The organism is Ruegeria sp. P8 (assembly GCF_056534665.1).
The window spans coordinates 109,521-136,132 of record NZ_JBQERC010000006.1 but is presented as its reverse complement, the minus strand read 5'-3'; the positions used below and the strand labels follow the sequence as shown (position 1 = coordinate 136,132).

The following is a 26,612-nucleotide window of genomic DNA, read 5'->3' as shown; positions in this document are numbered from 1 at the left end:
TGATTCGACGAGAGACCAAATGCTGAACCGAGACCCGTTGCTAACCGCCACACCTCTGCTTGATTTTGAAACACCCGCAATTTTGGGGCTCATAACGGAACGGAGCTGGCCCGATCTGCCTGTATTGGATCGAATTGGCGCTATTTATGATTTCGTGCGTAACGAGATTGCCTTTGGTTACAACCGTGCAGACGATATCCCGGCGTCAGAGGTACTCGCCAATGGCTATGGGCAATGCAATACCAAGGGCACTCTTCTGATGGCACTGTTTCGCGGCAGCGGTATCCGATGCCGTTTGCATGGCTTTACGATCCACAAAGAATTGCAGAGGGGTGTGGTTCCCGAGCTTTTCTATCCGATGGCGCCGATGGAGATTGTGCATTCATGGGTCGAAGTCGAAGCAGAGGGTACGTGGCTAAAGCTGGAAGGCTTTATTCTGGATGAGCTTTTCTTACGCGTGTTGCAGCAGACATTTCCCAAAACAGAAAGCCTGTGTGGGTATGGTGTGGGGACGGATTGCCTGAGCGATCCCCAGGTCGAATGGGAAGGCCGTGACACATACATTCAAAGAAACGGCATCGTGCAGGATTTTGGGGTCTTTGACTCCCCTGACTCCTTCTATGTCCGTCACAGGCAGAACTTTGGCTTTTTCCGTGAACTGATGTACCGAGTCGTCGTGAGGCATTGGATGAACGCACGTGTCAGAGCACTACGCACTGGCAGGCTGGTAGCAAATGTTTCGGCAACACATTCCCATGGAAACAGCGGTGAATCCGTTTGAACGCTAGATTGGCACCAAGAATTTTCCTCAACGCAGGCGACTTTCAATCTAGCAAGCTTGAGGCCTTAACAAACCAGCGTGAGGGGGTGTGTAGCAGACTACACCGGCCCGGTTTCAAGCGAAGCATCCAACCTTCAACCGCGATGGAAGAAAGGAAAGACACGAGCCTTTTCCTTGGAGAATTGGGAGATTCCGGCTTAGTTGAACCGTTTTTGCAAGGCCGTATTCAGCGCCTCTGACAATAAAACCAGAACAATGATTGCCAACGTCACGGTCGCAGCCTTTTCATACTGAAACGACCGTACATAGGTTTGCACATACAGCCCGATGCCACCGGCACCGACAATGCCCAGTATCAGGCTTTCGCGCAGATTTAGTTCAAACCGAAATACGGTATCGCGCATGATCACAGGCGCCATCTGCGGCCAGATCGCCCAACGCAACTGTTGAATTCTGTTGGCTCCCGCGCTTTCAAGCGCCGCCACAGGAGCGGTAGCAACGTTGTCGATGGCTTCCGCATAGAACTTTGCCAACATGCCAGTCGCGTGAAATGTGATTGCCAGAATACCGGGAAGTGGTCCCAACCCAACAGCGCCCACCATTAGCATGGCGACCAGGATCAGCGGGATCGACCGGATAACCGCCAGCAAGGCGCGGACGGGGCGCCAAATTGTTGGTGACACCATAGTTTCAGAGGCCAGAAGGGCCAGTCCCGAGGACAGGATTACAGCGAACAATGTTCCCAGAATGGCGATCCTCAGTGTCTCCGCCAGCCCTGTCAGAACCTCGCGCCAAACGGACAGGTCAGGTGGGATCATGCGCCCCATAAACTCTGCCAGACGGGGCCCTGCGCCTGGCAGCTTGCCCAATCCCATATCCCCGCTGGTCAGCGACCACAGGATCGCCAGAGCCAGCATGACCCAAATGACAGATCGGCCCATCAACTGACTACACGCAGCCCCGATGTGACACTGGCGCCGTGATACAGCTCGTCGATGTCCCCGCTGGTAAATTGAGCCGACGGTTTGTCGAACAATACCACGCCATCTCGCAGGCCTATGATGCGCTCGGCAAAGCGGCGCGACAGATCCGGCTGATGCGAGCTGAAAATGACGCCGATACCACGGCTACGTGCAGAGCTTGTGATCAGGCTCAGAATTCGTTCGGCGTGAGCAGGGTCCAAATTGCTGACGGGCTCATCCGCAAGGATCAACTCGGGTTCTTGTGCCAGACATCTGGCAATCGCAACGCGCTGCCGTTGCCCACCCGACAACTGATCGGCACGGCGGCTTGCCAGGTCTGACAGCCCCGTATCCTGAAGCGCCCGTGTCACGCACATGTGGTCCTCTTCCCGGAACCGCCCCCAAAGCGAAGACCAGATATTCATCCGGCCCATCCGACCGTTCATTACATTCTGATAAACACTCTGCCGATCAACCAGTGCGAATTCCTGAAAGATAAAGCCGGTATTGGCACGGTCCTCGCGGGATGGAACCCCAGTTGCCAAAAGTGGCTTGCCAAGCACCTGGGCTTCGCCGTGCCAACCACGCAAACGACCGTCCAACAAAGCCAGCATCGTTGATTTGCCCGCACCCGAAGGACCGAGTAGCGCGACGCTTTCACCGGGCTGCACTGATAGTGAAACTTCTGTAAGCGCCGCTGCACTGGCAAAGTGTTGCGATATCGCGTTGAGTGAAACTACAGGATTCATTTCAGAAACCCATACCGCCGCGCAGTCTCGCGCACGCCCTCGTAAACCGATGGATCAGCAGGAAGATAGCCATCCGGGCCATAGAGGTAGGCCAACAGATGACGGTTCTCACTCTCGTTGAGGCGCAGCATGGTTTCAATGAACTTTGCCTGCAGCCCGGCGTCCAGATCAGGGCGGGCAATGATTGCGTGGCTGGGAATTTGTTCTGATTCCGCCAGCACCTTGACCTCGGCCTGCTGATCCGGGGTCAGATAGAGATCGGCATACTGGCTTGCGCCTGCCGCATCGACCAGTCCGTTGGCCATGGCCTGCATCGCTTGCTGATATCCGCCAGCAAAGAATTTCTGCCCGAAAAAGCTGTCGGCATCGCCCGTGCCCGCGAACAGCCCGGCGCGCACAAACAGATCAAGCGGATAGATGTAACCGGATTCCGAGACCGGATCGGAAAAGGCGATGTCACGTCCCCGGAGATCGGCCAGCGCTTCGATTCCGCTGTCACGCCGCACGAAGACCCGGCCCGAATAGCTGGGTTGCCCGCGATAAACCTCGGACAATAGCGGTACGGCGCCGATCTGGTCTTCGGCCAACACAAAGGGCAACGCTCCCATGAACGAGATATCGGCATCACCGTTGCGCAGCGCCTCAACGGCAGCAGCGTGGTCGAACGTGACAAACCCCGTGACCGGGACGCCCATCTGCTCTGAAAGCCAGCCGGTGATGACGTTGATGTCACCCAACAGCTTTTCGGGGTTCTCCTGCGGGATGAAGGCCAGCTTCAGCCCCTGGTCAGTTGCAGCCATTACGGGCATGGCTGCAGATGCGGCTGCAGCGACCAGAAAATTGCGGCGCGACAACATCAGAACATCCTCTCGTCAATTTCGGCCTGCATGGACTTGAACAGTTCCCACTGGCGGATGGCTTCGGTCCAGTTTCCTTCGGCGCTGGCATCGCCAACCGCTCGCAGGATCGCGGCGAATTCGTAGATTTCGGGCTTGGCGTTCTGATTGACCATGACACTGGCATCCGCGGCCAGATCAGGAGCTACCGTGTCGATCAGAACCGCTATGTTTTCGGCATCCTGCATCGGCAGCAGGGTATCGAGCGTACTGGCGAATGTCGTCAGCTCTTCCCAGGACAAGCGGAATACGCTGTTGCGACCTTCGAATACTTGATAGGGGTCTTCACCGTCTCCAACAGCTTCGACGTAGGCCGTCAGATCTGCGCGCTGTGCTTCGTCCAAACCCAAATTTTTGGTATCATTGAACCAGTCAACAACGCTGGCCAGCGTCGGCAGCGATCCGTCATGCATGTAAGGTGCAGTGAAATTGACGTTGCGCAGCGTCGGGGTTTCGAACGCAGAAGCCGTGCCGCCGGGGAATGGTGGTTCAGCGCTGCCGATGTCGTAGGTCAGACCATCGCGGAACTGACGGTCAGGCGTGTGACACGAAGCGCAGGATTTGTCACCAAGTCCGGCAAATTTGGTGTTGAACAGCAACTCCCCGCGCTTGGCGGCATCTGACGCCAGATCGGTCAGCTTGCCGGACCGGTCGATCTTTGGGTTGGGAAGAAAGTCGAACTGTTTGACATAGGCTTCCAGCGCGTCCAGTTGGAACGGCGTTGGTTCCTTTCCCGCGAATTCGGTCACAATCACATTTCGGATGAACCGGCGCAGGCTGGGTTCGCGCCCGTCGCGGCCATAAGGTGCGGTAAAGCGGATGCCACGCATAGAAGGCGTGTCCAAGTGATCATCGGTCCGGTCATTGAACATTGGATTGAAAAACGATCCGTCCACATCCATCCCACCCGGATGGGATGAAAGGCCCGGAATGAAGAAATCCCGGTTCACGTCGGAGCGGTTGTGGCAGGTCGAGCAGGCGATGCCCAACTCACGCGCCGGGCCGCCGAAGATTTCGGGGCTGTCGAACAGCATGTCACCGTAGGCCACCAGCGGTAGATTAGCTTCATCCTCACCCGCCTCCTCAAACTGAAGAACCAGCCGCGGCAGCTGCGCCTGATCTCCGATGTTTGACCCTGGCGGCAGCGTGGCGGGCATTGTGATTTGTTCGCCGGAAAGCACAACTGTTTCAGGCAGCGGTGTTAACTTGTCGCGTTGGGCATACTCGGATGGCAGATAGTTGGCACGAATATAGGCAGCGACAATGGCCTGAGCTTCTGCAAATTGGTCGGCATCCACCGTTTGGGCGCCGTTGCCCAGTACTCCTGCGCTGCCAAGGGTGGAGTTCAGAACCAGCCATGCCCGGCCCAGGTCGCGAGCCGCCGACGTGTCCGCAGCCTTGATACCATCTTCGAATGCGCGGAACAGAGCAGCCGCTTGCGCGACCTCGCGGGCCGCCTCAGGCTGACCCAGCGCGGTCTTTGCGACATCCAGATGGCGCAGGATTCCCTCCGCAATGGCAGTTGTGCTTGCTTCGAACAGCGCCTGCCGATCTTCGGCTTGCATAGCTTGGTTGATCGCAAGCGCTTCGTTGTCGGAGACGCGTGATAGGGGAGCGACCTGAATGTCACTGCCAGGTGCGGGCGAAGTCCAACTCCTCTCAATTTCATCCCAGGGAACCGGGGTTAGATTTCCCATGAACAAGGTCAGTCGATACGCGGCAGCGCGCGGGGCCCAAGGAGATTCTTCAATCGCCGTGGCATCCGCGATCACTGGCAGTGCGCAAAGAAGTGTGGACGCTATCAGATGTTTCATAGCACTGTCTATTTAAGTTAGCCTTGTCTAATTTAAGGATGAAGGCATGCTCATTGTCAAGCTCGGCTTTCAGGTGCATACACTGGAGACTAGACCAGCGACGTAATCATGAGCCGATGACCGAAACAAAACCGGTAAATTCAGATCGTAGTATTGATACCCAGGCGAGCGGGTTTGAGGCTGTGCGACAGGCTCACCAAAGCGAAATGGTTGAAGACTACGTTGAACTTATCGCGGAGCTGATCCATCAGAATGGTGCAGCGCGCCCGGTCGAAATAGCCGAGCGATTGGGCGTGACCCAACCTACGGTTTCCAAAAATTTGACTCGTTTGAAACGAGAGGGTTTCATTGAGCAAATACCTTACCGCTCACTTCAGTTGACCGATGCCGGGCGTCAATTGGCGGAAGCTTGTAGAAGGCGTCACCGGATTGTCGTGGAGTTCCTGATCGCCTTGGGCGTTTCACCGGAAGTGGCAGAGCATGACGCTGAAGGTATTGAGCATCATGTAAGTGACGAAACTCTTGCAGTGTTTGAACGGTTCGTTGGGCGGGCCGATGAAGCAAAGTAGAAACAAATAGAGCCTCAAATATGTTTGCGAAATTTGGTAGATCTAATTTCAGATAGACAGAGATTGTCCTAAGTTGCAGCTAGACAGTGACGCTATCTGAGGGTGGGTGGCCCGGCGCGAAACTACGTGGTACCTGAAAATCGATACAGGTGCAGCGTAGTGAACGAACCCTTAGAACAAGAATCCAATTCGGTAGACGGTCTGGCTCGCTTAATAATCGGCGTCAAGATTTCCAGCGGCAAAAAACCTGACTACAGCAGCGATCTCGATACTGAATAGGCGAAAACTGAAAGGTTGCGTAAGAATAACAAATGTCGAAATCAAAGTGTCACTCATTGCACTGCTGACGAGGTGGCCACAACTGATCACTTGGTTTTCGGTTCCTGTCCTAGTGAGATCCAATACACCTTTGTTCAACTGGCCTTTAGTGATATTCTTTTGAAAAAATCAAAATGAGCCGGGCAGTTCCTATGAAAAGACGTTTGTTTCTCTCTGGCTTCATAGCCGCCTTTTTGTCTGGCTGTGCAAACAAGTTCCGTACTTACAATGGGCCGGTTGTGACTCGGCTTCGGCTATACAAAGGGCAGCGCCTACTTATCCTCGATGGTAGTGAGCGTGTCTTGCGGACTTTTCCGATTGGACTCGGATTTGCCCCCGAAGGTCACAAGCAATTCGAAGGAGACGGGCGAACACCTGAAGGCTCCTATGTAATTGACCGTCGCAATCCCGAAAGCCTTTTCCATCTTTCAATCGGAATCTCTTATCCGAACGAGGCGGATTCTGCGTTTGCCCGAGCTCGGGGTCGTTCTCCGGGCGGTGATATTTTTATCCATGGCGGCCCTCGCCCTGGAATTGATCCCACGAACAAGCGTGACTGGACCGCAGGGTGCGTCGCTGTCACAGATCAGGAGATTGAAGAGATCTACGCTATGGTCAAAGACGGAACGCCAATTGAAATCTATTCATAGAGGGACAGGTTCCAAATAGACAACGATTGCGGATTTGCCTTAGCGCTACGTTGACGGCGTCAGAAGCTATTACTGGAGCTTTCACGGCCAACGCCAGACTCGCTGTTTCGGCGAACGGGTCAGCACCTCCTGTGAAACCACGCTGGGCAAGATCCTCCAGTATACCAGGGCATTGCAGAGATAAGGCCTCAATCTCCAATTTTTGGCTGTTCGAACGAAGGTGACAGCATCTGCTGCCCTCGCGTCTAAGGGCTCTGTAGCCAAGCTTTGAACGTGACGCGTTTTCAGCAGAATAGGAGATTTAGAAACCAGAGTTAGAGTGGGCTCTACTACGGTGGCACAGCGGCGTAAGCGAAATTACGTGAAACTTGCGCCTGCGGTCTTTTCAAAGACAAAGCAGTGCGTTTTAGCCGAATTCAGAGATACCTAATCCGCAATCTTTGATCAATGTTACGCGCAAGTTCCTCGACCACCTCGTTTGCACTCAAGTTAAACTCTCTCACGAGATCCGTGATCTGGACCGGCTGAAAGCTATCAGCGTTCCGAACCAGTCTGCCGTCTTCAAAAGCGATAAACTCGTGAGACCTGCCACCCCAACGGACGATCCCACCGCATAGTCGCTGACTTTCCATATTGACCAGTTCGGCCACAGGGTCGGCAAAGAAATCGCTCCACTTAAGAAATCCAGTACTGACTGCCCGCGCCACTGCCTGTTCAATCGTCCGGCTTTTGAGCTTGGTGGTGATCGAAGCAGTCAGTGCCTCTACCATTCGCGAAGAATGCCCCGTCTGCCTGGCAATGACAGACGGTATCAAACCCGACGCGAGCATCTTCAACACATCCAGTTCATCGCCAGACAGGGAATCCGAGGGAAAGTTGAATACGGTTTCAATGACATCTAGCGCAAGCAGATGCAGGACCTGTGCCTCATGGCGAAGGGCAGGGAGCATTGTAGCGACCAAGGCGTCCCACTCAGACCGCGGCAGATTGGACGTAACCGTAAAAACACCACGCTCACCAAACGGATTGATAGCCGGAATGGAAAGGCCGTTCTGACCCACACCAAATTCCCTTGCAGCCTCGAATAGCGGTGCATGTTCACGCTGGTCATCAAACACAGCCCAATCAATTGGTGCAATCATTGCAGCGCCAAAGCGAATGAGGGGATCGGCCAGAACCAGATCGTTGTCGACGTAATGCCTGACCCATTCGGCCGGGAACGTGGTGCAGCCGTGGACAACGTTGTGATACTTGTCGATATGGGCGTAGGACGCATTTTCCAGTCCAAACCTGGAGCAAATCTCCTGGAGGCGCGCTTCGCCTGTTTGCCTGAAATCCAGTTCAGAATTGCCAATATCCGCGATTTTCATAAGCTGTCTTTCTGTTCCGCGTTGCCGTTGGGGCCGATTAGCAACCTAAAGCTGAACAAACTACTCGGGAATTCCCGTAGCCAATCACAGATTTGAATACGGTTCTGTTCTGGAGGCGGAAACAGAGCGATATCCTGCCGATGAGACACGTCAATTTGAGCAGCTGGCGGGCATAATCCGACACAGCTAAAACCCGCTCTAGTGGTCTTGCGGAAGCCCGTCTTCCTCCTCTCGGGCTCTACGCGCCAAAAGCCCCATGAAACTGGAAATCAGGTTCAATTTACCCCGTTCTTCAGCTTGCACCATGCCGCGAAGGTATCCACCCGAATTAACCACGGGCGGCAACCGCGGATCACTCAGCCTCGCATCCGTGATTACTCCAGCCAGGATCGCTCCCATGATGGTCAACCGATCAATCGCCGCGTGCCAGGCGGAGACATTGGTGCCAATCTCCGAAAGTCGGGACCAAACACCGGTCTCAATCGCAAAGAGGCTTGGCTTGGAATTCTGATCTCCACCACCGGCGATATCGATATGCATGCGCAACTCGGGTGAGGCCAGTTCATAAAGGATGCGATTGTTCACCCGCGGTAGTTTTTGGGCCTTGCGTGATGCCGTATCTGTCGGATGATTGCTTTCTAAGCAATTCGGAGGGCCGTCAGGCCCGAAGCCGGAACAATCTGGTTCCGAGGCTTTTGCCGAGGACATTGAACTCTCGCCATCGGCGTTACAGGACAGAATTGTTTCTTCAATTTGGTCTTGTATATGGGACCCGAAACGGGCTTCGGGTTCACCCGAAATTTCACCGGGTTTTGCGACATGATCTTCGATCCATTTCCAAAGGTCATGAGCCGCTTGAACGTGTAGCTTGAGCGCCTCCAGCGACATGTATTTCAGCTTGTCTGCGCGCGGCCAGGACCGAAACGCGTCCATCTTCGCGTCGAAACCTTCAGGAGGGCAGGGGAGTGAGGCAAGCACGGCCAGGCTGTGTTTCACATATCGATACAGCCGTGATCGATCCCCGCGCAGCTCGTCATGTTCTTTCTTCTCGGCTTTGCTTTGCTCGTCTGCGTCGCGCATCTCTGAAATGAGGTTCAGAGCAGGGGTCAGAAAGAGGCCGAGCCCCTTGCGCTTACAGCGCGCCCCATTTGCACCAAGCCTGCGTTGGAGCAGGCCAATCAATTCCAGTTCTCGTTCGTGATTGTGGATTGTCCGATCTGTCACGCCACGCCCGGCAATCAGTGTTTCCTGGCGCGCGTAGCAAAAGGGTTCCTGAGACGGGTCTCGAAACACGCATGGCGAGATCATGTCGATGATGATCTCAAAGGTGCGAATACACTGGGCCGAAGCGCCCCTGATTTGCGCATAGCACACACAGAGCTGTCGAAACCTGTCTCGGTTCCAACCCTCGGGAAGGCCGTTGTGAAAAGGTATGTTTTCGTGGTGATGTGTGGATGCGATCTGCCGAAAGCTCATTGTTTTGGCTTCCCTTGGAAAAGGTCAGTATTGGCATCGCGTCTTTGCGGGGCATGGAATTCGGAATGGTTCAACGGTCTCATGTTCTACTTCTCATCGGGGAAGCAAAGCGGGTTGAACCTCAGCGAAAAGACACAGAAAAACCGTTCGCACAGATGCGTTTATCCTTGTCAGTAAATTGGGAGTTTCCTATAAATCAGGTGATCAAACGTGACTTAGGAAGATCCCCGCTGAGGCCCCGCCTTGCGGGGGTTTTTTGTTTTTGGGACTAGGGTGTTCCTCTGGCCCAGACGACCTCGGTGCCAATCCGGCTGGCAAGCTTATTGGCATCAGCAGGGGCAACGCATTCACCCACTAGACAAACAATGTCAGTATCGGATGAGCTCGTAATCGCTGAACCCGAAAATGTCGGTCCACTCAACACCAACGCCGCGGAAGAAGCTGGGAGGTTCACAACGATTGCCAAGGGGCAGCCAGGCTGGGATTGGCGCGGGGGCGTGATCGGACCATTGAAAGCTTACGTTGTCGTCATAGCTGCCAACGACCAGATCAAGCGAACGCTCGCAGTCGTCCTCTCGCGACCGACGGCGATAGCTGTAGTGGCGCACATCCCAAACCCTGATGGACCTCACAACGTCGAAATCGGAAGAGGAAAGATCGACGCTGATCGGGGTGGCTTGGAAACCGTCACCGTATTGGCCGTGATGTGACTGGATCTCTTCTATCGAGATCGATGCGTCTACCAGTAATGGCTTAGCGGTGTCATCCGATGGAAGTTCTGGAACTGGGCTAGCACTGGTGCGCTTGATGGCTTCCAACCGTTCCATAGGACCCAAGTCCGAGGGGCTGTGTGACGTATTCATCGGACAGCGCCAGAGTTGAAGCGGAGGTTCGACCGGGTAGGGCGTGATGCGCCGAATGAACTCCGCCTTGGCTGCGACGCAATCAGCCGAACTTGGCCAACCTCCGGCGAGGCAAAGGAATATGGCACAGTCAATTGGATAGGCACTGGCCTGCGTGGCCGGCAGTGCAGCGAGTGCAACTGCAAGGACCTTCGCGCGAGTTCTATTCCTGGATTTTGAGTGTTTCAAGATGGTCTCTCCTGCTTGCGAATCGCTTAAGCAATATCCGGCCAATATATTTCTGACAATCCAATATCGTAAATCGGCTGACTTTCTTATATTGACGTAGATTGTGTTTTAGTCCACAACTTTTGGATGTAGAAGACGGCCCATAGGGGGTCGTCATGGCGGACAACAAGAGACAATACACTGTGGTAACCATCGAGATGGTCCGGGGCCTGAAAGAAGATCAGGTTCCCTTTACATGCCGCTACGAATTTATCGGACTCGCTTCCCTTGGACGACCAAAGTACCACTGCATTTATAGCTCTCCGAACTATGTCGGGGCCTTGTGCAAGTCGAAGATCTCTCGCGCGGGCGCTGAGCCCAGAGAGTTCGATCTTTGGCCGGGGCTTTTTAAGCATCACCAGGAATTTGGCGACGGGCGCATTCTTTGCGTCAAATCGGACTACACAATCGAGTCGATCACTCCAGAGGGTCTGGAAGCGGCGCAGGCTCTGGACGCGAAATCCAAAACCTGATCTGGCACGTTCGAGAACCTGGCTCATCAAATTACTGGGGCAGGGCACATGAAACGGCTCTTGTTTCTCAGCGCTACACTCGCGTCTTTGTTCTTTGTTGCGGTCTGGATTGAACCATCAAAACAAACAAAGACCCTTAGCGCGTCCGAAGTGACTGCCGTTGACGGCGATACGCTCGATCATGGCGAACACCGATATCGGCTTGTTGGGTTTGATGCGCCGGAGACCTATCGGCCGCAATGCCGTGCGGAAAAAACTCTGGGATTGAAAGCGAAAGCAAGGCTGACAGAGCTCATCCAGTCGGCGGACCAGATAGAGCTGGTCATCCAACCAGATCTGGACGTGCATGACCGCTTCCTAGCGGTTGGGCGTGTCGCTGGGCAGGAGGTCGGGGCCATTCTGATTTCCGAGGGTCTCGCGCGCCCATACTATGGCGGCAAACGCCGGTCCTGGTGCGGCTGAAGGAAAGGATCAAACAACGATTTAGTGACAACAGAACAAAACCACCGAGCAGTGAGCGGTCCTGTCGATTGCGCCAACAACCGACAGGACAAGAAACGCCCCAAATCCATCCGGGCATTCCTCAAACATCAAGAGAGAACTGTACTATGGTAAAAACAGTAACCCTAGATGCCGATCTTAGATCGGACAGCACCGCGCCAGAGTCAATGGGTGCGACCCTGAACAACGTGTCTGCGCTTGCGACGGCGCAGCACTGACCAGCGACAGCGCCGAACAGGACATCCCCGACACTTTGGTCAGACCTTCCGGCTGATTGATCCAAGCTGAATGCTGGCTTTCTACGAAGCCCGCGAAGGGCTCAGTGCTGTGTCCCGGCATCCAATTTCCTGCTGCTCAGATGATCGGAACCTCAACCTCATAATAGTAATTATGTAAAAACTACTGACCTATTTTTTGAAAGGCGGAAAGGTGATCACAGTGGCCTTCGACACTATCGAAAGCAAGATTGATCGGCGCTGGGTGCCTGCCGCCCAGAGCTTCGAGCAAGCCCGTAAGGACATTCTCACCGTAATCCGCCACCTTGCCGGAGAACGGTCAACCATCAAGCGCGGAATGCGCGAATACTGGCTGGAAAGCGATGCCCGCGCCACGGCTTTCGGAATCGCGCTCGAAATGTTCCATGTCCTCAATGATCTTGAGTATGTCCGTGCAAATCGGCTCTACAAAGCCTTGAAGTTGCACGCAGACGTTAACAAGGCGTTGGGTCCGAAAGAGCTGTTCCGCTTTGCTTCACCGGAAAAGGCCGCTGCGCTCATCCAAAGCAGCAGCCGAGCAAACTATGCCAACTCATACGCAACCCTGAAATTCGGTTGCGACCTGTCAGGCACAATCGACGCCGACACCGCGCGCGACGTTCTGAACCGGCATGAAGCCCTTTGGTTCGTTTACCCAAACGCCACCTATCACGTTCACCTGATCCGTGAGGGTGTCTGGCTGGACATCGTTATGCCGCTTGAAGTGGTCGTTGAGCTGCGCCTTGAAGTGGATTTCGCAATGCAAATCCGACAAGCGGAACTTGATGCGCAGGGAGCTTTGTCATGAACAAGCCTGCGCGCAAAGTTCTTCCTGATCGTCGGCTGGCTGAAACACGCCGCGTTGAAACTCCGCAAGGGCACACTGCCTTTGTCACCATCGGGTATGATCCGGCGTCGCCAATCAAACCCCGTGAAGTGTTCTATAGCGGCGGTTTTCGCTCTGGCAGCGACCTCGAATACCATCTGCATGATCTGTGCGTTCTGATTTCGCTGTTGCTGCAGCACGGCGTAGCAGCTTCGTTTCTGTCGCGCTCTATCGCTCGCAAGACTTCGGCCCTTGGTGGCGAAGAATACGCAAGTCTCGCAGGCTGGTTGGTGGATGCTGTCAGCATTCCGCCGTCCTGGACTGATGAGTACGTGGCCGCGACCGGCGACGAACAGAACCCCTCCAATTCCTCGCCAACTCAAGCAAAGGAGAAATCCGAATGATCGCAGCAATGCGGCCCCTTCTGCTCGTCTCCACGGCATTTGTGGCGACCGGCGCAAGCGCCCAGGTCATCGAATACGAGCCGGATGGCAGCGTGTTTCTGAACGGTGCGCGGGCAGAAATCGTCAATGGCGTCGTTCGGCCAATCCGGATGCGTGAGTACACGCTTGACGAAAAACCGGAAGCGCCGAAGGCCAAGCCACAGGAAAAGATCGAGATTGCGGGCAAGGCACCGCGGCCTCGCAGATCCTCGGGCGGCTGGTCGCAGGAGCGGATCGTCAAAGAAATCCACGCAGCGGCGGAACGTCATGACATTCCGGCCGAGTTGTTCATGGCGCTGGTCTGGCAGGAAAGCCGGTATCGGGCTGACGCTCTGTCACCCAAAGGTGCCTATGGCTTTGCACAGCTCATGCCGGGAACGGCGAAAGACCTGGGCGTGAACCCAAAGAACCCTGCAGAAAATCTCGACGGTGGTGCCCGCTATTTGGCGGCGCAGTATCGCGAGTTCGGAACCTGGAAGCTGGCGCTTGCCGCCTACAACGCCGGGCCTCACCGCGTCGTCGAATATGGCGGCGTCCCCCCCTTCACCGAAACCCGCAACTACGTGCGGACCATTCTCAGCAAAGTGAGCACTTCCTCATGAAAAGAACCCACTTCTACCAGCAGATGGCGTTTTTCGCGATCACTACGTTCATCATCACCGCAGCGCCCGCCTCCGCTGGCTGGTTGCAAGATGCCATTGGCGATTTCATCAACGAAACGCTGGCCGACTCGAAGGTTGTTGGCGTCAGCCTTGCCGCTGTCGGCTTCATCTGGGGCTGTCTCGCCTATGTGTTCGGCTGGGGTTCGTTGAAAGGCCCGGTAATCGCTATCGTCGTTGGCGCTGTTATCGGCCTGGCTGATACATTCATCGGAGCCTGATTGATGCCGCGCCGCAATACGGTCTTTCGCGGCCTGAGCCGCCCCGCAGAATGGGGCGGCCTACCCGTGATCTATCTGCTGGTGATTCTCGGGATGACCATGCTTTCGTTCTTCATGTTCGGGATAGCGTCAGCAATCATTGCGGGTTTTGTTTTCTACACCGGGCTTCGCCTCTTTTACGAATGGGAACCGGCTTTCTTCCGCGTCCTGTCCGTAACCCTTTCCAAAACTCCGCGCACCAAAAACCGCCAGCACCATGGGGGAGATTACTATAGTGCCTAAGCCTGCTGCCCGAGGCATGTGGACCCTTGCCCGCTCGTTGATCGAGCCGAGCTGGCACAAGCATGAAATGAGCCTCTTTCAGATGTTGCCGTATGGCTATGTCGTGGACGATGAGGTCATTTCTACACGCAACGGTGGCCTCATCGCCGCTGCAGAAATCACCGGAATCAACGCAAACACGCTGGACGAAAACGAGTTCGAGTTCCTGGCCGAACGGTTTGAGCGTGTATTGCGCACGACACCCAATGAGGTGGCCTTTTATGTTCATCGACTGACCGTCCCAGCTGAGACTGGTCATGTCATCACAGATCCAACCGGCTTTGCCGGTGCAGTGGCGCAGGCCATGCGCTCAGCGTCCGTCGATGCAGAGCTGAAAGAACGCAAGATCATCATCAGCGCCATTCTGCAAAAGCGGCAGGATGAGCGGGCAAAACAGATGTTCGGCATGTCGTCTGGAACGATAGACGAGGAACGCCGCGAAATGATGGAACAGCTCGACGGTGTGTTCACAACACTGGCGGGCACGCTGGGCGAGGCCCGTATGCGCCGGCTGAAGCTCAGCGAGGGGCGTTGGCTCGGCTATTATGGAATGCTGTTGAACGGTCGGTATCAGCCGATCATTCACACGAACATTGCAGAACCCATCGCCTTCAACATGCCGCAAGAGGATGTGCTGTTTCAGGGCAAGCGCGGCAAACTGGTCACGGGCGACGATCAGGAACGCTCCATCCGTGTCTATTCCCTGAAGAATTACCCGATGGCTTCGTTCCCCGGCATTTTCGACGGGCTAGACCTGCCGGTTGATGTCGTGATTTCGCAATCCTTCCTGCCGATCAGCCGCGCCCAGGCGCAGGAAATGGAACGCCGCAAGTCGGGACAAATGCGCTCGGCAGGCGACAAGGCAAAGTCGCTTGAAGAGGATTTGTCCATTCTGGCGGACGGCATTGCCTCCGGCACCATGTCACTCGGCAAGCACCACCTGTCGATCTGCGTGTTTGGGAACGAGGAAGATCTGAAAACCGCCGAAAAACACATCATCGGTGAAATCCAGATTTCGGGTGGCACGGTGAAGCGCGAAGCGATGTCGGCCCGTGCCGTGTACTTCGCACAGCACCCCGGCAATTTCGCGTTCCGCGCCCGTGAAGAACTGATCACGGACCAGAACTTTGCGGATATGGTTGCGTTCCACATGCGCCCCAAAGGGTTGGATGCGGAAAAGCTACCTTGGCCGGGGCCATTGGCGACTTTCCCGACGACACACGGGGACAGCTACGATGTTTCGCTGCACCTTCCCAAGACCAGTAACGACCCTGAAAACCTGCCCTCCGGGCATACGATCGTTCTTGGACCGAACGGCTCGGGTAAAACTGTGATCGCGATGCTGCTGGCAACAATGGCGGTTGCACAGGGCGCGCGGATCATCGCTTTTGACAAAGACCGGGCAATGGAGGCTCCAATGCGGGCGCTCGGTGCGCAGTACATCCGCGTCCGAGTTGGTGAGCCAACCGGCATGAACCCTTTTCAGACCGAGACGGATGAGGCTGGGCAAAGCTGGCTCGCCAATTGGGTCATTGCCCTGTTGAGCTATGACGAACCACTGACCACCGATCAGAAGGATGAAATCACAAGGGCTTGCCAAGCCAATGCCACTTTGCCGCCTGCGCTTCAGAACTTCGATTCACTGGTGGAACGGTTCAGAGCCTTTGACGATGACAAGAACCTGTACAAGCGTGCAAGTGAATGGGCGGGCGAAGGCCGCTTGTCCTGGATGTTTGGCGAGGGTGGCTCAGATCCGTTTGCTGCTGGCGACCGTCATCTTGTGTTCGATATTTCTGAGGTTCTGGATGACGAATTGGTGCGGCTGGCATGGATCAGCTACGTCATGCGCCAGATTGAACGCCGCTGCGCCACCAAGATACCCACTGTCTTTGTGATTGATGAAGCATGGGTAATTGCTGGCAACCCTTATGGCGCTGGCATCCTCATAAATGCCTACACCACGTATCGGAAGCTGAACGTCATGATGATGATGATGACGCAGATCCCCGATCACCTCCTGTCGTCAGCGGCAAGTAAGTCGATCCTGGAAAACACCAGCACGCAACTCTTGTTCCCCTCTCGATCCGGCAATGAAGCAGACTACCGGGCAATCGGCTTGAACGATTCAGAGCTGGGCGCGCTGAGGGCGCATTTTGGCGACCGCGTAATGCTCATGAAGAAAGGTGATGAGAGTGTTTGGCTCGATGTCGATGTCGGCGCGCTCGGCCCGCTTCTTCGTGTTCTGAGCGGATCAGACGGAAAATCGTTCCCTGATCCTGACTGGCGAAAAAACCCCAACTTCTGGAAGGAAATCACATGAAAGCCCGCCTTGTCATCACCCTTGTAGTTCTGGCCGCTGTCTCGGCCTGCACCAGCACCTATTCGGGCTATCGCAGCAAATGCGCCTGTGACTTTGAGCGCATGACCTCCCCTGAAAACTTGGAGTTTGTCTGATGGATATTTCAAAGAAATTCCGCACAACCATTGCTGTTTCGGTTCTGGCCGCCCTGCCAGTTATGACGGCAGCCCAAGGTGTTCCGACCATCGACGCCACGGCCATTGCACAGGACGCAGCCAATTCGGCCCGCGAAGTCGCGGAAATGGTCCGCCAATACGAACAGCTGATGCAACAATATGAGAAGCTCGAGCAGCAGAGGGCACTGCTCGAAAACTCCCTCAAAACCATCAGTGGTCTGACGGATCTGGACCAGTTCAACAGCCGCAGCTTTCTGAAACTGGCAACGGCAGCTGACACGCTTGGATACGCCTTGAACGCGACCGAAGATACGATTGGCGATCTTCCAGGCGTCGCCGGACTCGCGATGGAACGCCGATCAATCAGCCTGGGGCTGAACAATGGAATCCTTAAAGAATTCAGTACGTCAGACGTGCCAGCCCGGCGCATTCTCTCGGAGCGAGGTGGCGCTGGCTTGATGGCATCGGCCTTGGGTGAGAATGGCTATGACATGGCCGGTCAGCTCTCCGAAGATGCAGAAAAGCTGCGCGGTGAAATCGGTCAGCAAGAAGATCTGAAGGATGCAATCGACTACAACACGGCGGTTCTCCTTAAACTCCTTCAGGTTGAAATTGAAATCTTACGCGCAACCTCGGCTAATGCTCTGGCGTCGGGCACGGATCTGGCTGCAACCGCTGCCGATCTTTCGACACTCAGCAACTATGTACGAGGAACCTCACAATGAAACTCCGCTCAACTCTCATCCTGACCATTGCAGCCGCCGCCGTTATGTCGGGGGCTGCATCGGCACAGGTGAAGCTGCGCCCATCACCCAAGGTCGATATGCCGTTCGGTGAATATCGTAAGTGCCTTGGGTACTCGGGTGCGCGTGAGTACGGTCGTCAATTCGTCAAAAACGATCAAGCGCGCATGGCCGAAGCGGGCCAATCCGCAGACAAGCAGCCTCTTGTGACCAACTGGTCGGTGGTGATCCTGAATGAACAGGTCATCGCTGCGCACGAGGCCACCATCGAGCAATGCATTCTGCGCAAATCTGGCGAGACCTTCAGCACCGAATGTCCGCTGGGCGGTTTAAGCCGTGAGGACGCCGCCCAAAAGGTCGGAGCTGACCAAGACGAGTTTTGGACCCAACCGTCCGACAATCTTGCCGCGCTGAAAAAAGAGCAACGGACCCGTCTGGAAGCTCTGCGCCCTGCAATTGAGGAGGCTTGTGGGCCGTGATCCAAGATTTCGTCAGCTCGATTGAGGCTGCGCTAAATAACTTCTCGCAGCAAGCATACAACAGCCTGGCGGCGGATCTAGCATCCGCCCTCTGGGCAATAGCCGCGCTGATCTTCGTGGCAATGCTGATCAACGGTGTGCTTCAAATCCGAGAAATCGGGTTTGGTGGCTATGTCGGCTGGATCATTCGGGCGACGATCATCATTGGTATGGCTTCTAGCTGGAGCTTCTTTCAACCCATTTATCAGGGCATTTCGAGCCTCCCAGACACGATTGCCGGAGAACTGACCGGCACAACAAATGTCTGGGAAGCACTCGATGACATTGCGCTTCAGTGTTTCTTGATGGGCCAGCAGGCTATTGAAAACGCAACCTGGGGTCTGAGCATCACCGGGGCTATTCTCTGGGTTGTTGGGGCTGTCATCGTTGCTTTTGGCACCGGCATGGCGCTGATCGCAAAAGGCGGTCTAGCGGTCCTGCTGGGTCTAGCGCCTGTTTTCATCGCAACGCTGCTCAGCTCGGCAACAGCCAATATCTTCGCAGCCTGGGCGAAAACGACTGTTGGCCTGATCATGGTCATCGTCGTTCTGACAGGCATCGTTTCTCTTATTCAGGCCCTTTTCAGCTCCGAACTGACCGCTGTTGAGGATGTGAACAATATGGAGGCCAGTGGCCGGTTTTTGGCGATCTGCATTGTTTCAATCGTGATGCTCACGCAGATCCCGTCGCTCGCGGGCGGGATGTCGGGTGCAATCGTTTCGGCATCCTCGGGTCTTGCCGTGGCAACTGGTGCTGCAGCAGCCGCAAGAAGTGCATTGGGCACTGCAAGCGACGGCGCAAGGGGTGCAGTAGCCGGTGGGAAAACTGCCGCTGCTATGGCTTCCGCAGCACGTGACGGGACTGGCGTTCGTGACAGCGCGTCTCGCGCAATGCAAGCGCGTCGGGACATAGCGCACAGAGCCCGAAATCAGGATGGGGCAGCTCGTCAGAGCTACGCCGCTGACCGTTACCGGCAGAGCATTCGACAAGCTCGCGCCAATAAATCTTCATAAATCGAGGTACAGAGCAAATGTCACACGTGACAGATCACGAAAAAGAACTCTTTCTGGGCGCACGCCGCGATGCCTTCAAATGGCAGGTATTCGGCATGGTCGGCATGGCAATGGGCGTGGCCTCTATGATTGGCTGGGCGATGCTCCTTCCCCTGAAGGAAATCCGCGCGGTGCCATTCTCCATTGATCCGGACACGAAACTGCCGGTCCTGCTGACTGAAAAAGTCGAAGAACTGGAACCTTCTGAGGCGATGGCCTTCCGTGAAGTCGCAAATTATGTGCGCGACCGGGAAACCTATGATGTCCAGGACAACAACGAGCGCCTGAAATCGGTGCTGCGTCGTTCTGATGAGCTGGCCGAAACGTCCTACCGCGAACTGTGGGACGGTTCGAACGACAACCATCCTGACGAAATCTATACGCCCAAGACAAAGGTGCAGACCGAAATTCTGGGCGTCTCGCCGGTCAACGATGAGACGGTGCAGGTCGAGATCCGCAAGTCCCTGATCGTGCCAAACCAAGCAACGGCCTCAGCCCGCTACGTGGTCACTGTGACCTACGGGTTTGAGGAAAAAATCGTGACGTCGATGGATGAGCTTCTGGAAAATCCGTTCGGCTTCGTCGTCACCAACTACCGCGTAGACGCCATAGGGAAGGTCTGATGCAGCGTTCTTTCAAAACACTCACCGCCACCGCCGCAGCAGTTTTGGCATTCTCTACGCCTCTGCTCGCTGAAATCACACCGACGCCAGACGGAAAGAATGCGGATCATCGCATCACGCATTTCCATTACGTCGAGAACCAGGTGTACCGCATCACTGTAGGTGAACGCCTGATTACCTATGTTCACTTTCCGCAGGGCGAAACCGTCCGCAGCATTGGTGCGGGCGACACGGAAAGTTTTCAGATCACCCGCCTGCAGGAAGGTCGTGTTATTGCGTTCAAGCCGGAAATCCTGAACTCGGATTCGAACCTGACCGTGCTGACCAATCGCGGGACATACAACTTCTATCTGGTTCCGGCCGAGAGCGCCGCCGAACGTAAACGAGTACCGTTCCGGGTCACGTTCTATAACAAGAACAACAGCGGCGGGACCACAACGCGCCGTGGCACGGTGGCACGTAGCGAGCCGAAACCAACAGGCCGCTTCGTCAACCAAAACTACTCGCGCTCGGGCAAAGCGGAGTTTGCGCCTACCGCCGTTTGGGACGATGGCGTTCACACCTATATGCAGATCCCACAAGATGCGGAGCTGCCGGGTATCTTCCGTGTCCTGCCGGATGGACGTGAGCTGATGGTGAACACCACAGTCAAAGAGCGCGGCATTATCCAGGTGCAGGGCCTTTCCGATCTTTGGACACTGCGCATCGAGGACACTTCGATCTGTGTTCGAAACGATGGCGACGAGTTTCAGCAGGCAAGCGTGAGCGGTCGGCCCGTTACTTCACAGACAGTTAAACCGGGGGGCAGCAAATAATGAACCGCGATCAAACAATTGCGGCACGGGCGGCGGCTGAACAGCCGTCGCAACGTGTCCGAAAGAAGTTCGACCCTAAGAAGCTCTTTGTCGTTGCCGTAGGTGGGGCGTTTTTCGTGGGTTTCGCTTGGTTCGTATTGGGCGATGAAAACAAAAGCTCAAACACAGGCGTTCGCGTTGACGCTCTGCAACAGAGTGGTGGTGAGCGTTATGGGCTTTTGACGGCACGAGGGCCAGAGGTCGATGAACCGGAACCCGAAGCCTTGCCTGAGACAATAGCGGTAGCGACACCAGCAGCCGTGCCACAGGTCGATTCCGAAGGTCTGAAACAAGCCTTGAAAACTATCGAGCAACAGAACGGTCGGATTTCCGATCTGCAAGATGAGCTGACGGACGCCAAAGTTTCGCTGTCCGAAAAAGACGGTGAAATCGCAACGCTGAACCTGACCAACGAACGCCTTCAGGTCAGATATGATGAACGCGAGAAAAAGTTTCAGACTGAGCTTGTCCAGGCGGTTGCTGATGCAGAGGCCCGGGCACTTGCCAGCGTAAGCCACTTACAGACTACGGGTCTGACTGATGATGAGCGGCGCAGGCTTGAAGAACTCAAGCGGATGCGCGAGCGCCAAAACCAGTCAGACGGCATCGTGTTCGATGAAAACCCATACGGCAGAAACTAATGGAGCTGACGATGAACAGAACAGCAATCACCCTCGCCCTGGTCACGTTGGCGTCAAGCGCGATGGCACAGGAAGCACCCGGTCAAAACTACCAGCCGATCAATGGTGGATCGCAGCCAGTCATTTTCCAACCCTTCCCTGCTGCGCCGCAGCCGGTTCAAGTCCAGCCAGACGACACCCGCCTGCCTGAAGAACAGCGCGGCTATCAGGAAAACCAAAACACGACATGGCAGAACAATCTGGTCGAAGAATATCCCCCCATCGTCGGTGCCTCGATCATTGACGATCCGTCGCGCACCTTAACGCAAGGCACGGTTTTGTCGGCTGTGTTCGGTGGCGCGGTCAGCTCGGAACTGCCCGGTAGCGTCGTGGCGACGATCACACGTGGCGTCTACTCGATGGACGGCACGCGTTTGCTTCTGCCGCGCGGATCGAAGCTCTATGGCGAGTATCGAGCGGATACGACATTGGCGCAAACGCGCATCATGATCGTTTGGAGCCGTGTCATCACGCCTGACGGCCTGTCCGCTCAGATCGGATCGGCTGGTACGGACGGTCAGGGCCGGACAGGTGCGACCGGCAGGGTGAACACACACTTTGGGAAGCGGTTCGGAACTGCTGCGCTGTTGTCCATCATCGGCATTGCGCCGGTGGCGTTGGTGTCTGACAACGATAGCAACAACTCGGTTCGCACTGATCTGGCAACGCAAGTGGGTTCAAACCTGCAGAACGCCACGGCAGCGGCGCTTGATGAATACCTGCGCATCACTCCGACAATCTTTGTCGATCAGGGCAGTCGTATCAACGCGATCCTGCAGCGCGACGTTGTGTTCGATAGCTTCTGAGCGCGAGCCAATGAGCCGACCGCTTCAGCGGTCTTTCCGGCCGCTGCCAGCATGATCGAGTGCGGTAGCGGCCTTTTTTGACGCCAATTCAGCACTTTTTGGAATCAATGAATCTCATGTGGGTGCGTTCGCGTTCGAGGCAAAGCCGAGAGGCAGCGAAGGCAACCTCCAGTGTTCCAAAAAGTGCTCTACCAAGGACAAGAACATGAGCGGGCGGAACGGTAATAGCCTTCTGGAATACTATACAGGCAAGATCGAGCATCTGTTGCACGATGAAAGCCTGAGCGAAATTTCTGTGAATCCTGACGGATCGGTCTGGGTCGAAGAAATGGGCACAACGCACATGACCAGGACAGACATCTCTCTAAACAGAGATGATGTAGAAAACATCGGGCGCTGCGTGGCCGGTTTCAGCGATGTGACATTCGGAGAAAAGAAGCCGATTGCGACGGCCAACGTGCCGACACAGCAGGGTAAAGCGCGGGTGCAGGTAGTGATTCCGCCAGCAACAACCGGCGTGGGGTCCGTGGCGATCCGCCTGCTCCGCGTGAAAACCGTCGATCTGGGCGCGTTCAGCTTCGCCTGCAAAGAGGCGGCGTTGGCGGAAAGCAACGATCACAGCGCGCTTGAAAAGGCTCGGGCTGCTCTCGCTGCCGGAACAATGAACTTTGACGAGCTGGCCGACCTTGCGATGCTAAGCAAATGGAACGTGATCATTGCCGGGGGCACCTCGTCTGGCAAAACCACTGTTCTCAATGCAATGCTGAAGCGCGTCGATCCTGGCGAACGGATCGTGACGATTGAAGAAGTGGCCGAGCTGGACATCGAGCAACCCAATTCTGTCGATCTACTTGCTGACCGTTCCGAAGAAGATGGCCCTCGATCACCAACAAAGCTGCTGGAATCGGCGCTGAGGTTACGGCCTGACCGCCTCGTCTGCGGTGAAATTCGGGGCGACGACGCAAATATGTTCCTGGAACTGGTGAACACCGGCCACGATGGTTCTGTTTGTACCATGCACGCCAACTCACCAGTAGATGCCATTGGACGTATGAGCAAGATGGTGCGTCGCGGATCTCCGACCGTTCAAAAGTCAGAAGTGGTCGATGACATCCGGGCCACCATTCACATGATCGTTCACATGAAGAAAATCGGTGACGAACGGAAGGTCAACGGAGTGATCTTCCCACCCCTGATGACCGCTGATCAACTTATCTGAAGGAGAAATAGAATGAAAAAATTTGAGTATCGTAATGTCTTGATGCGGGTAGAGGAAAATGCAGGCGAGAAGTTTGCGAAGCTCGGGCAAGACGGTTGGGAAATGGTCGGCGTCGTACCTGCCGAGTTTGGCATCGTGTGCTTCTTCAAACGCGAGCTGACCGATGGCTGAGTTTCAGGATCTACCCAAAGGCAAGAAGGTCGCGATAGCCGGTACTATGGGCTTTATCGCTACCTCGGCTTGCGCGGTGTTGGTGGTCGGGCTGGCTCTCGAATACATCAACACCAGAGGCTTTCGCGGGCTGGACATCTGGGCGATCCCAGAGAAGTTCATGGCACAGCCTGCAGAGACGCAGCAGATCATGGGTCTGGTGGCGGTGGTCGCAGTGGGTGTTTTGACCTTTGCATTTGTGGCGGCTGCGCTGCGTGGTCCCTCAACGAAATACGGTGATGCGACCTTTGCAAAGGCCCCTCAGCTCGTCCAGGAAGGCTATGCGTCGGTTCTGAAGCTCAAAGACAAATTGGATAGTGAAATCGTGTTTGCCAAATTTGGTGAGCCAAAGGACAAAAACGCGATCTACTATAAGCCCGGCCCCGGTGTCCAAAAGCCGCACGCGATGTTCATTGCCCCGTCTGGTTCGGGCAAAACCAGCGGCTTTGTGATCCCGAATGTCCTGCGTTTCAATGGGTCTTGCGTCGTCCTGGACATCAAGGGCGAGATTTTCCAGACAACCGGCGCGCGTCGGGCAGCAATGGGCGATGAGGTTTTTATGTTCGACCCCGAGAACCCCGACAAAAGCCACAGCTACAACCCTCTGCGCCGCGCAGCACGTGCCGACAATCTGGACCGGCGATGGGAAGAAGTGATTCAGGTTGCAACTCAGATGTTCGACACGCCCAGCTCGTCCGCGCAGGGCTTTATGGGTGGTGTTGAAGGCATGTTCTGCGCAATGGCGATGCTGGCGATCAAAAGAAAGCGGCCATACATTTCCGAAGTCCTGCGCCTGGTCAAAACGACCAAGCAAAAGGACTATGAGAAAATGGCTGAAGAAGTTGGATATGCGCGAGCTGCAGATGAGTTTCTGAATCTTGCAGCCGAAGAATCCAAAATCCTGCGGTCAACGATTTCGGTTATGTTGAACTCCGGCCTGCAGCTCTGGCGCAACCCGTCGGTAGCAAGAGCCACGCAGGGCAATGACATCAACTTTGAAGATCTGCGTCGGCGCCCCAGCTCGATCTACTTTTCCGTGCCAGGGAAAAAGGTCAAAGAGTTCCGGACGCTCATTCGCCTGTTCTTCCTCGATCTGGTGAACACCATCGAAACTGTTGAGCCGGGCGAAGATGAGCCGTTCAAGGTTTTGATGCTGCTCGATGAGTTCCAACGCCTCGGCCATCTTGAGCGCGTTGTTGAAGCCTATGACACCATGCGATCGTTCGGGGGCAGGCTCGTGGTGATTTCGCAAACACTGTCGCGCCTACAGGACATTTATGGGCACGAGGGTGTGCGGGCGATGCTGGCAAACGCTGGAACCCAGATGTTTGCCGCCTCAGAGGATTCCGAAGTACGCGAACATGTGTCCAGGTCCATCGGGGACAAAACGGTCATAAGCAAGTCGAAGTCTCGAGCACTCGGCAAGATGGAAATGGGCAGCATATCAGAGCGTGAAGAAGGCATTCGGCTGCTCCGGCCAGAGCACGTTGGTCGTCTGCCGGAAAACGAGGTTGTGCTGATCCGCGAAGGCAAGATGCCCGTGATTGCGAACAAGATTCGATATTTCGAAGATCCTTATTTCATGCAGTTCCTTGGTGGCGACACGCCAAAGATCAAAGGGACACACCTGGATCTTGCTGAAGAGCAGGCCAAGGATACGGCAAAGGCAGTGGCTGATGCGAAACCGGCCCCTGCCCCGGTGAAAGAGGTTTCTGAAAAAGACCAGGAACTTCAGGCGGCATTTGATGCGCAGCGCACGGTCGCAAAGCGGAAAAGTCGGTCAGCGAAAGATATGGCGATGGAGAAAATGAAAGCCAAACGGGCTGAAAGTAGCGCCTTCACTTGACGGGGGTAACAGGACGCGGCCGAACCGGACCTTACTTCAATATGCAGAGAACGGCAGGAGAGAGCCCACACCGGAAGTCCTTATTTTGTGCTGCGTGCGCTCGCAGCACGGATTGTGCTGCATTGGCGAAGGTTTTGATGCTGCAACACGGTGTAAGAAGCAGCCATTCGCGCAATCTGGAGCTTTGGTGTGGCATTCAAGGATCAGGTCGCGGAGCTTCCCACGTCAAAAAACCAAGGCAAAAAAGCTAAACACCATCGATGGGCTACAGCGTGTCGACCCGATGCTATGCTCCAGACGTCAGCGCGGCGCTGACGTCTGGGTTTGGAGGGAGGATTGGAGGGCATGTTATGCCACGAGTCCAACTTCCCGCAGTCACCCCAAAACGCAAAGCTTGGAACAAAGGGCGGATAATCGGCCAGAAACGGCCGCTGTTTCCCAAACAAGTTTGGGCAATCCGCGCTCGGCTCGAGATTGCAGGCTACCTTCGCGACCTCGCGCTGTTCAACGTCGCGATTGATAGCAAGTTGCGAGGGTGCGACTTAGTCAAACTCGCCGTGACCGATTTGGTCAGAGATGATCGCGTTCGCGAACGAGTGTCGGTGATCCAAAGCAAAACCAATCAGCCGGTTCGGTTTGAACTGACTGAAAACACGAGAGAAACGGTTACTGCTTGGGTTAGATCGCCTGAAATGATCGGCCGCCTTTTCGTGTTTCCCAGCCGATTTCATGACCGACCTCACATCTCCGCGCGGCAATATGCTCGACTTGTTCGTGATTGGGTGACTGCAATTGGACTGGAACCCAGCGGTTACGGCACTCATTCGCTCCGTCGGACCAAAGCTGCCGAGATATATCGCAAGACTGGCAACCTTCGCGCGGTGCAGCTTCTGCTTGGTCACACAAAAGTTGACAGTACGGTGCGATATTTAGGCGTTGAGTTGGAAGATGCTCTGAGTATTGCGGAGCGCATCGATATCTAAGCAATGTTGGCGAACGGTGCTTACCGTTCGCCAGATCATAAGAGATCTGAGATCACGCGACGTCGAAAACGAAATGCGAACCCATAGTCACGGATGCTGCGGTCGAAGCGGGCATTGCGGCTGTTCCCTGCGGCTGCAAAATCTGGGTTTGGTCGAATCCGCAGGGTTGTGGGACGTTCCCGTCGTCGTC

General features: G+C 55.4%; 30 protein-coding genes. 23 read left to right on the top strand and 7 right to left on the bottom strand.

Annotated features, from left to right (window positions below; all coding sequences use genetic code 11):
- Positions 1 to 19: 19 nt before the first annotated feature.
- Positions 20 to 781, top strand: coding sequence for a transglutaminase-like domain-containing protein (locus ACR0BZ_RS10525; protein ID WP_170634657.1), 762 nt, complete (start codon positions 20 to 22; stop codon positions 779 to 781).
- Between the two features lie 197 nt (positions 782 to 978).
- Here the strand turns inward: ACR0BZ_RS10525 and phnE are convergent, their stop codons facing one another.
- The 4 genes from phnE to ACR0BZ_RS10505 are packed head-to-tail and all read right to left on the bottom strand — an operon-like array spanning position 979 to position 5,202.
- Positions 979 to 1,722, bottom strand: a complete 744-nt coding sequence (phnE, locus tag ACR0BZ_RS10520; protein WP_209251502.1) for a phosphonate ABC transporter, permease protein PhnE — start codon at positions 1,720 to 1,722, stop codon at positions 979 to 981.
- Positions 1,722 to 2,492, bottom strand: a complete 771-nt coding sequence (locus tag ACR0BZ_RS10515; RefSeq protein WP_209251504.1) for a phosphonate ABC transporter ATP-binding protein — start codon at positions 2,490 to 2,492, stop codon at positions 1,722 to 1,724. The genes phnE and ACR0BZ_RS10515 overlap by 1 nt, the downstream gene beginning before the upstream one ends.
- Positions 2,489 to 3,349 carry a phosphate/phosphite/phosphonate ABC transporter substrate-binding protein gene (locus ACR0BZ_RS10510; protein ID WP_170634651.1) on the bottom strand — a complete coding sequence of 287 codons (861 nt, stop codon included), beginning with the start codon at positions 3,347 to 3,349 and terminating at the stop codon, positions 2,489 to 2,491. The genes ACR0BZ_RS10515 and ACR0BZ_RS10510 overlap by 4 nt, the downstream gene beginning before the upstream one ends.
- Positions 3,349 to 5,202, bottom strand: a complete 1,854-nt coding sequence (locus ACR0BZ_RS10505; RefSeq protein WP_170634649.1) for a cytochrome c peroxidase — start codon at positions 5,200 to 5,202, stop codon at positions 3,349 to 3,351. The genes ACR0BZ_RS10510 and ACR0BZ_RS10505 overlap by 1 nt, the downstream gene beginning before the upstream one ends.
- A gap of 116 nt (positions 5,203 to 5,318) precedes the next feature.
- Here ACR0BZ_RS10505 and mntR point away from each other — a divergent pair, with 116 nt between their 5' ends.
- A complete protein-coding gene (mntR, locus tag ACR0BZ_RS10500; RefSeq protein ID WP_170634647.1) occupies positions 5,319 to 5,771 on the top strand; it encodes a manganese-binding transcriptional regulator MntR in 453 nt (150 codons plus the stop codon).
- Positions 5,772 to 6,241: 470 nt separating this feature from the next.
- Positions 6,242 to 6,739, top strand: a complete 498-nt coding sequence (locus ACR0BZ_RS10495) for a L,D-transpeptidase family protein (RefSeq protein ID WP_170634645.1) — start codon at positions 6,242 to 6,244, stop codon at positions 6,737 to 6,739.
- A gap of 416 nt (positions 6,740 to 7,155) precedes the next feature.
- Here ACR0BZ_RS10495 and ACR0BZ_RS10490 read toward each other — a convergent pair whose 3' ends face one another.
- The 3 genes from ACR0BZ_RS10490 to ACR0BZ_RS10480 form a co-directional block, all read right to left on the bottom strand.
- Positions 7,156 to 8,109: a helix-turn-helix transcriptional regulator gene (locus ACR0BZ_RS10490; protein ID WP_170634642.1), complete on the bottom strand. Its 954-nt coding sequence runs from the start codon at positions 8,107 to 8,109 to the stop codon at positions 7,156 to 7,158.
- A gap of 198 nt (positions 8,110 to 8,307) precedes the next feature.
- A complete protein-coding gene (locus ACR0BZ_RS10485) occupies positions 8,308 to 9,585 on the bottom strand; it encodes a helix-turn-helix domain-containing protein (protein WP_170634640.1) in 1,278 nt (425 codons plus the stop codon).
- 368 nt (positions 9,586 to 9,953) lie between these two features.
- Positions 9,954 to 10,448 carry a hypothetical protein gene (locus ACR0BZ_RS10480; protein WP_209251506.1) on the bottom strand — a complete coding sequence of 165 codons (495 nt, stop codon included), beginning with the start codon at positions 10,446 to 10,448 and terminating at the stop codon, positions 9,954 to 9,956.
- Between the two features lie 383 nt (positions 10,449 to 10,831).
- Between ACR0BZ_RS10480 and ACR0BZ_RS10475 the strand changes: the two genes are divergently transcribed.
- The 20 genes from ACR0BZ_RS10475 (at position 10,832) to ACR0BZ_RS10380 (ending at position 26,422) form a co-directional block, all read left to right on the top strand.
- Complete coding sequence (locus tag ACR0BZ_RS10475; RefSeq protein WP_142638830.1) at positions 10,832 to 11,188, top strand: hypothetical protein; 357 nt, start codon at positions 10,832 to 10,834, stop codon at positions 11,186 to 11,188.
- Positions 11,189 to 11,236: 48 nt separating this feature from the next.
- Positions 11,237 to 11,650, top strand: coding sequence for a thermonuclease family protein (locus ACR0BZ_RS10470; protein WP_170634636.1), 414 nt, complete (start codon positions 11,237 to 11,239; stop codon positions 11,648 to 11,650).
- A 468-nt stretch (positions 11,651 to 12,118) separates the two neighbouring features.
- Positions 12,119 to 12,751 (top strand): hypothetical protein, encoded by a 633-nt coding sequence (locus ACR0BZ_RS10465; RefSeq protein ID WP_170686497.1) that lies wholly within the window; start codon positions 12,119 to 12,121, stop codon positions 12,749 to 12,751.
- The gene (locus ACR0BZ_RS10460; RefSeq protein WP_152460687.1) at positions 12,748 to 13,173 is read left to right on the top strand and encodes a TSCPD domain-containing protein; all 426 of its coding nucleotides are present in this window, start codon (positions 12,748 to 12,750) and stop codon (positions 13,171 to 13,173) included. The genes ACR0BZ_RS10465 and ACR0BZ_RS10460 overlap by 4 nt, the downstream gene beginning before the upstream one ends.
- Positions 13,170 to 13,814 carry a lytic transglycosylase domain-containing protein gene (locus ACR0BZ_RS10455; protein WP_480920152.1) on the top strand — a complete coding sequence of 215 codons (645 nt, stop codon included), beginning with the start codon at positions 13,170 to 13,172 and terminating at the stop codon, positions 13,812 to 13,814. The genes ACR0BZ_RS10460 and ACR0BZ_RS10455 overlap by 4 nt, the downstream gene beginning before the upstream one ends.
- Entirely contained in the window at positions 13,811 to 14,092 is a 282-nt protein-coding gene (locus tag ACR0BZ_RS10450) for a hypothetical protein (protein WP_480920151.1), read from the top strand. Before ACR0BZ_RS10455 ends, ACR0BZ_RS10450 begins: the two co-directional genes overlap by 4 nt.
- Before the next feature lie 3 nt (positions 14,093 to 14,095).
- On the top strand, positions 14,096 to 14,374 hold the full coding sequence (locus ACR0BZ_RS10445) for a VirB3 family type IV secretion system protein (RefSeq protein ID WP_480920150.1): 279 nt from the start codon (positions 14,096 to 14,098) through the stop codon (positions 14,372 to 14,374).
- Positions 14,367 to 16,733: a VirB4 family type IV secretion/conjugal transfer ATPase gene (locus ACR0BZ_RS10440; RefSeq protein WP_480920149.1), complete on the top strand. Its 2,367-nt coding sequence runs from the start codon at positions 14,367 to 14,369 to the stop codon at positions 16,731 to 16,733. Before ACR0BZ_RS10445 ends, ACR0BZ_RS10440 begins: the two co-directional genes overlap by 8 nt.
- Positions 16,730 to 16,867: a hypothetical protein gene (locus ACR0BZ_RS10435; protein WP_170425207.1), complete on the top strand. Its 138-nt coding sequence runs from the start codon at positions 16,730 to 16,732 to the stop codon at positions 16,865 to 16,867. The genes ACR0BZ_RS10440 and ACR0BZ_RS10435 overlap by 4 nt, the downstream gene beginning before the upstream one ends.
- Positions 16,867 to 17,613 carry a type IV secretion system protein gene (locus tag ACR0BZ_RS10430; protein ID WP_152460682.1) on the top strand — a complete coding sequence of 249 codons (747 nt, stop codon included), beginning with the start codon at positions 16,867 to 16,869 and terminating at the stop codon, positions 17,611 to 17,613. The genes ACR0BZ_RS10435 and ACR0BZ_RS10430 overlap by 1 nt, the downstream gene beginning before the upstream one ends.
- Positions 17,610 to 18,110, top strand: coding sequence for a hypothetical protein (locus tag ACR0BZ_RS10425; RefSeq protein WP_152460681.1), 501 nt, complete (start codon positions 17,610 to 17,612; stop codon positions 18,108 to 18,110). Before ACR0BZ_RS10430 ends, ACR0BZ_RS10425 begins: the two co-directional genes overlap by 4 nt.
- Positions 18,107 to 19,162, top strand: coding sequence for a TrbL/VirB6 family protein (locus ACR0BZ_RS10420; RefSeq protein ID WP_152460680.1), 1,056 nt, complete (start codon positions 18,107 to 18,109; stop codon positions 19,160 to 19,162). The genes ACR0BZ_RS10425 and ACR0BZ_RS10420 overlap by 4 nt, the downstream gene beginning before the upstream one ends.
- 26 nt (positions 19,163 to 19,188) lie before the next feature.
- Positions 19,189 to 19,824: a VirB8 family type IV secretion system protein gene (locus ACR0BZ_RS10415; RefSeq protein ID WP_170624898.1), complete on the top strand. Its 636-nt coding sequence runs from the start codon at positions 19,189 to 19,191 to the stop codon at positions 19,822 to 19,824.
- Entirely contained in the window at positions 19,824 to 20,639 is an 816-nt protein-coding gene (locus ACR0BZ_RS10410; protein ID WP_480920148.1) for a TrbG/VirB9 family P-type conjugative transfer protein, read from the top strand. The genes ACR0BZ_RS10415 and ACR0BZ_RS10410 overlap by 1 nt, the downstream gene beginning before the upstream one ends.
- Positions 20,639 to 21,319 carry a hypothetical protein gene (locus tag ACR0BZ_RS10405; protein ID WP_480920147.1) on the top strand — a complete coding sequence of 227 codons (681 nt, stop codon included), beginning with the start codon at positions 20,639 to 20,641 and terminating at the stop codon, positions 21,317 to 21,319. The genes ACR0BZ_RS10410 and ACR0BZ_RS10405 overlap by 1 nt, the downstream gene beginning before the upstream one ends.
- An 11-nt stretch (positions 21,320 to 21,330) precedes the next feature.
- The gene (locus tag ACR0BZ_RS10400; protein WP_480920146.1) at positions 21,331 to 22,164 is read left to right on the top strand and encodes a TraB/TrbI/VirB10 family type IV secretion system protein; all 834 of its coding nucleotides are present in this window, start codon (positions 21,331 to 21,333) and stop codon (positions 22,162 to 22,164) included.
- Between the two features lie 205 nt (positions 22,165 to 22,369).
- Complete coding sequence (locus tag ACR0BZ_RS10395) at positions 22,370 to 23,383, top strand: ATPase, T2SS/T4P/T4SS family (protein WP_480920145.1); 1,014 nt, start codon at positions 22,370 to 22,372, stop codon at positions 23,381 to 23,383.
- A 12-nt stretch (positions 23,384 to 23,395) separates the two neighbouring features.
- The gene (locus ACR0BZ_RS10390) at positions 23,396 to 23,554 is read left to right on the top strand and encodes a DUF4177 domain-containing protein (protein WP_152460674.1); all 159 of its coding nucleotides are present in this window, start codon (positions 23,396 to 23,398) and stop codon (positions 23,552 to 23,554) included.
- Positions 23,547 to 25,439, top strand: coding sequence for a type IV secretory system conjugative DNA transfer family protein (locus tag ACR0BZ_RS10385; protein ID WP_152460673.1), 1,893 nt, complete (start codon positions 23,547 to 23,549; stop codon positions 25,437 to 25,439). The genes ACR0BZ_RS10390 and ACR0BZ_RS10385 overlap by 8 nt, the downstream gene beginning before the upstream one ends.
- A 350-nt stretch (positions 25,440 to 25,789) precedes the next feature.
- Positions 25,790 to 26,422, top strand: coding sequence for a tyrosine-type recombinase/integrase (locus ACR0BZ_RS10380; RefSeq protein WP_050687576.1), 633 nt, complete (start codon positions 25,790 to 25,792; stop codon positions 26,420 to 26,422).
- Positions 26,423 to 26,612: the final 190 nt, after the last annotated feature.

What these genes read in the sequence shown, in the direction of transcription:
- ACR0BZ_RS10410 (WP_480920148.1), top strand. Translation starts at nt 19,824, where the DNA reads ATGCAGCGTTCTTTCAAAACACTCACCGCCACCGCCGCAGCAGTTTTG.
- ACR0BZ_RS10475 (WP_142638830.1), top strand. Translation starts at nt 10,832, where the DNA reads ATGGCGGACAACAAGAGACAATACACTGTGGTAACCATCGAGATGGTC.
- ACR0BZ_RS10490 (WP_170634642.1), bottom strand. Translation starts at nt 8,109, where the DNA reads ATGAAAATCGCGGATATTGGCAATTCTGAACTGGATTTCAGGCAAACA.
- ACR0BZ_RS10455 (WP_480920152.1), top strand. Translation starts at nt 13,170, where the DNA reads ATGATCGCAGCAATGCGGCCCCTTCTGCTCGTCTCCACGGCATTTGTG.
- ACR0BZ_RS10525 (WP_170634657.1), top strand. Translation starts at nt 20, where the DNA reads ATGCTGAACCGAGACCCGTTGCTAACCGCCACACCTCTGCTTGATTTT.
- ACR0BZ_RS10405 (WP_480920147.1), top strand. Translation starts at nt 20,639, where the DNA reads ATGAACCGCGATCAAACAATTGCGGCACGGGCGGCGGCTGAACAGCCG.
- ACR0BZ_RS10510 (WP_170634651.1), bottom strand. Translation starts at nt 3,349, where the DNA reads ATGTTGTCGCGCCGCAATTTTCTGGTCGCTGCAGCCGCATCTGCAGCC.
- ACR0BZ_RS10400 (WP_480920146.1), top strand. Translation starts at nt 21,331, where the DNA reads ATGAACAGAACAGCAATCACCCTCGCCCTGGTCACGTTGGCGTCAAGC.
- ACR0BZ_RS10505 (WP_170634649.1), bottom strand. Translation starts at nt 5,202, where the DNA reads ATGAAACATCTGATAGCGTCCACACTTCTTTGCGCACTGCCAGTGATC.
- ACR0BZ_RS10385 (WP_152460673.1), top strand. Translation starts at nt 23,547, where the DNA reads ATGGCTGAGTTTCAGGATCTACCCAAAGGCAAGAAGGTCGCGATAGCC.
- ACR0BZ_RS10515 (WP_209251504.1), bottom strand. Translation starts at nt 2,492, where the DNA reads ATGAATCCTGTAGTTTCACTCAACGCGATATCGCAACACTTTGCCAGT.
- ACR0BZ_RS10390 (WP_152460674.1), top strand. Translation starts at nt 23,396, where the DNA reads ATGAAAAAATTTGAGTATCGTAATGTCTTGATGCGGGTAGAGGAAAAT.
- ACR0BZ_RS10395 (WP_480920145.1), top strand. Translation starts at nt 22,370, where the DNA reads ATGAGCGGGCGGAACGGTAATAGCCTTCTGGAATACTATACAGGCAAG.
- ACR0BZ_RS10380 (WP_050687576.1), top strand. Translation starts at nt 25,790, where the DNA reads ATGCCACGAGTCCAACTTCCCGCAGTCACCCCAAAACGCAAAGCTTGG.
- ACR0BZ_RS10430 (WP_152460682.1), top strand. Translation starts at nt 16,867, where the DNA reads ATGGATATTTCAAAGAAATTCCGCACAACCATTGCTGTTTCGGTTCTG.
- phnE (WP_209251502.1), bottom strand. Translation starts at nt 1,722, where the DNA reads ATGGGCCGATCTGTCATTTGGGTCATGCTGGCTCTGGCGATCCTGTGG.
- ACR0BZ_RS10445 (WP_480920150.1), top strand. Translation starts at nt 14,096, where the DNA reads ATGCCGCGCCGCAATACGGTCTTTCGCGGCCTGAGCCGCCCCGCAGAA.
- ACR0BZ_RS10485 (WP_170634640.1), bottom strand. Translation starts at nt 9,585, where the DNA reads ATGAGCTTTCGGCAGATCGCATCCACACATCACCACGAAAACATACCT.
- ACR0BZ_RS10450 (WP_480920151.1), top strand. Translation starts at nt 13,811, where the DNA reads ATGAAAAGAACCCACTTCTACCAGCAGATGGCGTTTTTCGCGATCACT.
- ACR0BZ_RS10435 (WP_170425207.1), top strand. Translation starts at nt 16,730, where the DNA reads ATGAAAGCCCGCCTTGTCATCACCCTTGTAGTTCTGGCCGCTGTCTCG.
- ACR0BZ_RS10470 (WP_170634636.1), top strand. Translation starts at nt 11,237, where the DNA reads ATGAAACGGCTCTTGTTTCTCAGCGCTACACTCGCGTCTTTGTTCTTT.
- ACR0BZ_RS10495 (WP_170634645.1), top strand. Translation starts at nt 6,242, where the DNA reads ATGAAAAGACGTTTGTTTCTCTCTGGCTTCATAGCCGCCTTTTTGTCT.
- ACR0BZ_RS10460 (WP_152460687.1), top strand. Translation starts at nt 12,748, where the DNA reads ATGAACAAGCCTGCGCGCAAAGTTCTTCCTGATCGTCGGCTGGCTGAA.
- ACR0BZ_RS10480 (WP_209251506.1), bottom strand. Translation starts at nt 10,448, where the DNA reads ATGAATACGTCACACAGCCCCTCGGACTTGGGTCCTATGGAACGGTTG.
- ACR0BZ_RS10425 (WP_152460681.1), top strand. Translation starts at nt 17,610, where the DNA reads ATGAAACTCCGCTCAACTCTCATCCTGACCATTGCAGCCGCCGCCGTT.
- mntR (WP_170634647.1), top strand. Translation starts at nt 5,319, where the DNA reads ATGACCGAAACAAAACCGGTAAATTCAGATCGTAGTATTGATACCCAG.